The 5,032-nt window shown below is 43.8% G+C and carries 6 protein-coding genes; all 6 read right to left on the reverse strand.

Annotated elements, in window-relative coordinates; translation table 11 throughout:
* Positions 1-32: 32 nt before the first annotated feature.
* Positions 33-230, reverse strand: a complete 198-nt coding sequence (yacG, locus tag ACP45E_RS03845; protein WP_017036650.1) for a DNA gyrase inhibitor YacG — start codon at positions 228-230, stop codon at positions 33-35.
* A 175-nt stretch (positions 231-405) separates the two neighbouring features.
* Positions 406-1,146, reverse strand: coding sequence for a cell division protein ZapD (gene zapD, locus ACP45E_RS03850; RefSeq protein ID WP_017036651.1), 741 nt, complete (start codon positions 1,144-1,146; stop codon positions 406-408).
* Entirely contained in the window at positions 1,133-1,786 is a 654-nt protein-coding gene (gene coaE, locus ACP45E_RS03855; protein ID WP_017036652.1) for a dephospho-CoA kinase, read from the reverse strand. The genes zapD and coaE overlap by 14 nt, the downstream gene beginning before the upstream one ends.
* 121 nt (positions 1,787-1,907) lie before the next feature.
* Entirely contained in the window at positions 1,908-2,777 is an 870-nt protein-coding gene (locus tag ACP45E_RS03860) for a prepilin peptidase (protein WP_017036653.1), read from the reverse strand.
* 135 nt (positions 2,778-2,912) lie between these two features.
* Positions 2,913-4,139, reverse strand: coding sequence for a type II secretion system F family protein (locus ACP45E_RS03865; protein WP_017037175.1), 1,227 nt, complete (start codon positions 4,137-4,139; stop codon positions 2,913-2,915).
* Between the two features lie 120 nt (positions 4,140-4,259).
* Positions 4,260-5,032 (reverse strand): GspE/PulE family protein (locus ACP45E_RS03870; RefSeq protein ID WP_198927681.1); only part of this gene is annotated, 773 nt, incomplete at its 5' end.

Genomic DNA, 5,032 nt, shown 5'->3' on the forward strand with positions numbered 1-5,032 from the left:
AGCTGTTAGCTGTTAGCTGTTAGCCGTTCGTTTTAATATGGATCTTCCGACCATCCATCGCTGTCTGACATGTCTGGCGCGCCTGCAATCGCATTTTCTTCATCGGCCCATTCGCCAAAATCAATCATCTGACACTGTTTACTGCAAAATGGACGAAATGGGCTCTGATCTCCCCATTCAACGTCCGTACTGCATTTTGGACATTTTACTACCGTGATTTTTTTAGACATGGGTCAGTCTCATATAAAAGTGTTTGCTATTATTGTTATGTGGTTATTGATACTTGGTTATTGTCGAGCGTTGATCGTGTAATTGCAACCTGATTTTAGGTCGATGATTCTAGACTCAAAAATGATTGAGAGAACGCGAGCTTCCGCTGATCTTAATTACTGGATAACTCGATGGCTAGCTACAGACGGCAAGGGAGAATTGAATATCCTGAGTGCAAGCCTGACCTGATTTAAAATCGATAAACTTAATCGCAAATCTATTTTTATGGCCCGATATCATTGGGTAAACCCCATACTGTAATGGGATTTCAAGCCTTAGAATGTTGGCATCTTCAGCATCACTTTGAAAGAACCCATTCGTCGCCAGTTGAGATTTAGCATAGCCCGTTTCTCTTGCCAACTTGAGCCAGAGAGTTAAGGCATCAGAGAGAGGAGCCAGCGTCTTGAGCCAAGCATGAGTATCACTTTCTTTATGGGTGGCAGGCAAATGGAGCCAATGGTGCAATGCAGGCAAATCAAAGCAACATGATCCTCCTGGCAGATTGAAACGTTGACGAATGGTACTAATGAATCGGTCTTCTTTTAAGGATTGACCAAACCGTTCCGCGGTCATTAAGCTGCCATGAACCTCGTCAACTTCATTGAGCACATCACGCAGCATAGCTTGGTCGACGCCTTCAACATTGAGCCAACTTTTATAAGCCAGTCGCTGCTTTTCTATGTCTTTTGCTAGCTCACTTTTTAACTGAATTTGCTCGAAGATTTCCAACAAGTCGAAAAGAGAACGAAAGAAAAGTAAATGCTGAAGATCGTCTGAAAACTGAGAGGACACTTTGAGTTGGTTGAGCAGGGCTTCTACTCTCAAATAAATACGCGTTTTCTCATTGAGAGGATGTTCAAATCTATGGGTGGTCATTACTATCGCCTTCGTGTGTCTCTTTGTTATTCTCACGATTTTGAGTGCTAATAGCTAGATACTTTTGATGTAATTCTGTGATTTGAAGCATAATTTTTTTGTTTTCTGCATCATTTTTAATCACATCGTCGGCAAAGCTCAGTCGTTTCTCTCGACTTGATTGTGCGGATAGGATCGATTGGGCTTGTTCTCTAGAAACACCATCGCGCTTCATCGTGCGTTCAATTTGAGTGTGTTCTTCAGCGTCAATAACAAGGATTCGATCCGTCATATATTGAAGGCTATTCTCTACCAGTAATGGCACCACCAACAGCACATAAGGAGAGTTGGCTGCATTGACGGCTTTCTCCATTTTTTTGCGAATCAACGGGTGAAGTTGATCATCGAGCCACTGTTTTTCATTGGGTTGAGAGAAGATTTTGGCGCGCAGTTGAGAACGGTTTAGCTCGCCGTTGCTATCTACGATGTCGGGTCCAAAATGAGCGATAATGGCATGTAGGCCCTCACTACCAGGTCGAACGACTTCTCGCGCAATGATATCAGCATCTACAATATCAACATCGAAATGCTGATGAAACAGATCCGCCACCGTGGTCTTTCCACTGGCGATGCCACCTGTTATCCCGACTACATAGGCCATTTTACCTTCCCCACAACTGAATTTCTCTATGACCGAACTTTTCTATAAGTCAGTTAAATACCGACAAAAAAGCTCATACTGAAAAAGAACCACGCGCTTACAAACAACATTCTGAAAATAGCTATATGCCTAAAAATGAACGAAAGTACCACGCCATAATCTGTTCACCCCACATTAAACTCACCCACCCAGCAATGGCGAGATAAGGGCCAAAAGGAAAGGCTTTGTCTATTCCCTTTTGTTGAAGTCTTAACTGAATAACGCCAAACACGAGTCCGACTAATGAAGAGAGTAGAATAATCATGGGTAAGTATTGCCAACCAAGCCAGGCACCAAGGGCAGCGAGGAGCTTAAAGTCGCCATACCCCATGCCTTCCTTGCCTGTAAGTAGTTTGAAACCCCAATAAACCAACCATAAACATAGATATCCAGCAATGGCCCCAATCACGGCATCTTGCAAAGGCACAGAACTTATTTGAAATAGTGCGAGTGCAATACCAGACCAAACCAAAGGAAGTGTCAGTTGATCCGGTAGCAGCATCGTATCTAAGTCGATAAAAGTGGCAGCAATCAAAACAAAAGTGAACAGGATAAGTGCAATCGTAAAGTAGCTAGGGCCAAAAACAGCTGCAACAGCGCCACTCATTAAGGCGGCCAACAGTTCGACCAGCGGGTACCGAGCAGAAATCGCATTATTGCACTTATGACATTTCCCTTTGAGAGCGAGCCAGCTGAGAATTGGGATATTATCGATGAGGCGTAATTGGGTCTGGCACTTTGGGCAGGTTGAGCGAGGAATACTAAGAGAATAATGCCCTTCTGGCGGTGTAATCTTGTATTCAGGGAAGGAGTCGGCACACTCCTGGCGCCACTCGCGCTCCATGATGATTGGCAACCGATGGATCACTACATTTAAAAAGCTACCAATAATCAGGCCAAAAACGACAGAAAAAGTGGTAAATAACCAAGGGTATAGCTCAAGCACTTGCATAGTTTTACTCAGTCGTGGAACGATGAAGATTGTCGGTACAGACAATAAAATTTAACGATCAGTGATGCAATGCTATCTATGTAAAGTGGATGAACGCTGATCGTATCTCAGGCTTCATAATACTAAAGCTTAATACTACCCTAATACACTCATTAAGTTAAAAATTGGTAAATACATTGCAACGACAAGCCCGCCAATCACTGTCCCCAAGAATACGATGATTAATGGCTCGAGAATTTTACCTAGGTTATCCACCGTGTTGTCGACTTCAAATTCATAGATGGTCGCCACTTTGTTGAGCATGTCGTCTAGGCAGCCGGACTCTTCTCCGATCATCACCATTTGTAAAACCATTTCAGGAAAAACACAGGTGTTTCGCATGGCAATGTACATCGGCATGCCAGCGGCGGTGTCTTTGTACACGGCTTCGATAGCGGTTTGGTAGTGGATATTTCCAGATGTTTTAGCGGTGGTTTTCAAGCTGGTTAAAATTGGAATGCCTGCACTAAAACTGGTTGCCAGTGTGCGACTGAATTTAGCAATAGCCGCTTTAGAAAACACGCCGCCAATAATAGGGACTTTAAGCCCGAGTCGGCTGGTCGACAAGCGCACTCGAAACGATTTTTTTCGTAGGGTTTTTACCAGTAGCACTAAGACAATAGAAATTAAAACCAGGGTTAAGCCATACGCTTGGACCCAGTGGGAAAGCAATAGTACTTGTTGGGTAAACCAAGGAAGATCAGCGCCAAATCCTTGGAACATGCTCTCAAACTCTGGAATAACGACCGTGAGCATCAGGTAAGAGACACTTAAAGCCACCAGTACAACCATAGTCGGGTAGATCAACGCTTTAATGACTTTGGCTCTGAGCTGCTCACTTTTTTCTCGGTACGTCGCGAGCCTTTCAAAAACCTCGGATAAATTCCCTGATTGCTCACCTGTTGCGACCAAATCTACGTACAATGAATCAAAATGAGTACTGGCTGTGCGAAGTGCTTTCGAAATCGGAGTGCCAGCCTCAACACCTTTGCTCACTTGAGACAATATCGACTTCATTTCTGCTTTTCGATTGTTGTCGGCCACCAGTTTGAGCGCTTGTATGATAGGAACGCCAGTCCCTAACATGGTTGCAAGTTGACGGGTCAAGACCGTAATATCTCTGGCTTTGACTCGGTGGGATATTCGTGTAAAAGCAGAGATACTGCCTTTCTTAATTTTTTTTATTTGAATGTGCTGATCTTTGAGCTTATCTCGCACTTCCAATTCCGACAGAGCCAACATGTGCCCCGACACGCGCTTTCCGGACGTATTCAGGCCTTTCCAACGATAGTTTTTCAATTGCATTTGTTTGATTTTTATCATCGATGGCCTCTTTCTGTACATAGCTTAAACGGTATGGAACTGGATGCTTGGAATTGAACTACTCGGAAAAGAATGACTTAAATGGAATTATTTAAAGCCTAAATTTTTTTACCAAATAGTTTAGAAGTAGAGCACTCTTTGCAATTCGGCATAGCTGGTAATGCCCTGTTTCAGTTTTTCTATGCCAGATTGTTGCAGCGTTTGCATACCTTGTGATTTTGCTAGTGATTCAATTTCAATCATGGATGCGCCTTTTATCACCGCATCAGCCAATTCATGGTTGAATGGCATCACTTCGTAAATTCCCGTTCTTCCTGAATATCCAGCGTTGCATTCGTTACAGCCATCAGGATTAGCTTTAAAGAGGGTATCGTTTGGGGAGAGGTTGAGTGTTTCAAATAACGATGTGTCCAACGACGATGCTTTAAACTGAGATGCTTCAAACCGAGATACGTCAAACTCAGCGGGTTGGTAATGCGGTATTTTACAATGGGAACAAAGCTTTCTAGCAAGGCGTTGGGCGATAATTAGGCTTAACGAAGAAGCCAGGTTAAAACCTTCAATGCCCATGTTGCCGAGGCGAACAATGGTTTCAGAGGCGGAATTTGTGTGTAATGTGGAGAGCACTAGGTGGCCAGTTTGGGCGGCTTTTATTGCTATTTGTGCGGTATCCAAATCACGAATTTCACCCACCATCACAATATCAGGGTCTTGTCGTAAGAAAGATCGAAGTGCCTGAGCAAAACCAAAGCCAATTTTAGGTTGAACCTGAACTTGATTCACGCCCGATAGATTGATTTCAACGGGGTCTTCTGCGGTTGATATGTTCACTTCAGGGGTGTTGAGGATGCTCAGCCCCGTATACAGAGAAACGGTCTTGCCACTGCCCGTTG

The sequence above is a fragment of the Vibrio genomosp. F10 str. 9ZD137 genome (assembly GCF_049974785.1).
Taxonomy (GTDB): Bacteria; Pseudomonadota; Gammaproteobacteria; order Enterobacterales; family Vibrionaceae; genus Vibrio.

Bases quoted from the DNA above. Each gene is read 5' to 3' on its own strand.
- yacG (WP_017036650.1), bottom strand. From the start codon at position 230: ATGTCTAAAAAAATCACGGTAGTAAAATGTCCAAAATGCAGTACGGAC.
- zapD (WP_017036651.1), bottom strand. From the start codon at position 1,146: ATGACCACCCATAGATTTGAACATCCTCTCAATGAGAAAACGCGTATT.
- coaE (WP_017036652.1), bottom strand. From the start codon at position 1,786: ATGGCCTATGTAGTCGGGATAACAGGTGGCATCGCCAGTGGAAAGACC.
- ACP45E_RS03860 (WP_017036653.1), bottom strand. From the start codon at position 2,777: ATGCAAGTGCTTGAGCTATACCCTTGGTTATTTACCACTTTTTCTGTC.
- ACP45E_RS03865 (WP_017037175.1), bottom strand. From the start codon at position 4,139: ATGATAAAAATCAAACAAATGCAATTGAAAAACTATCGTTGGAAAGGC.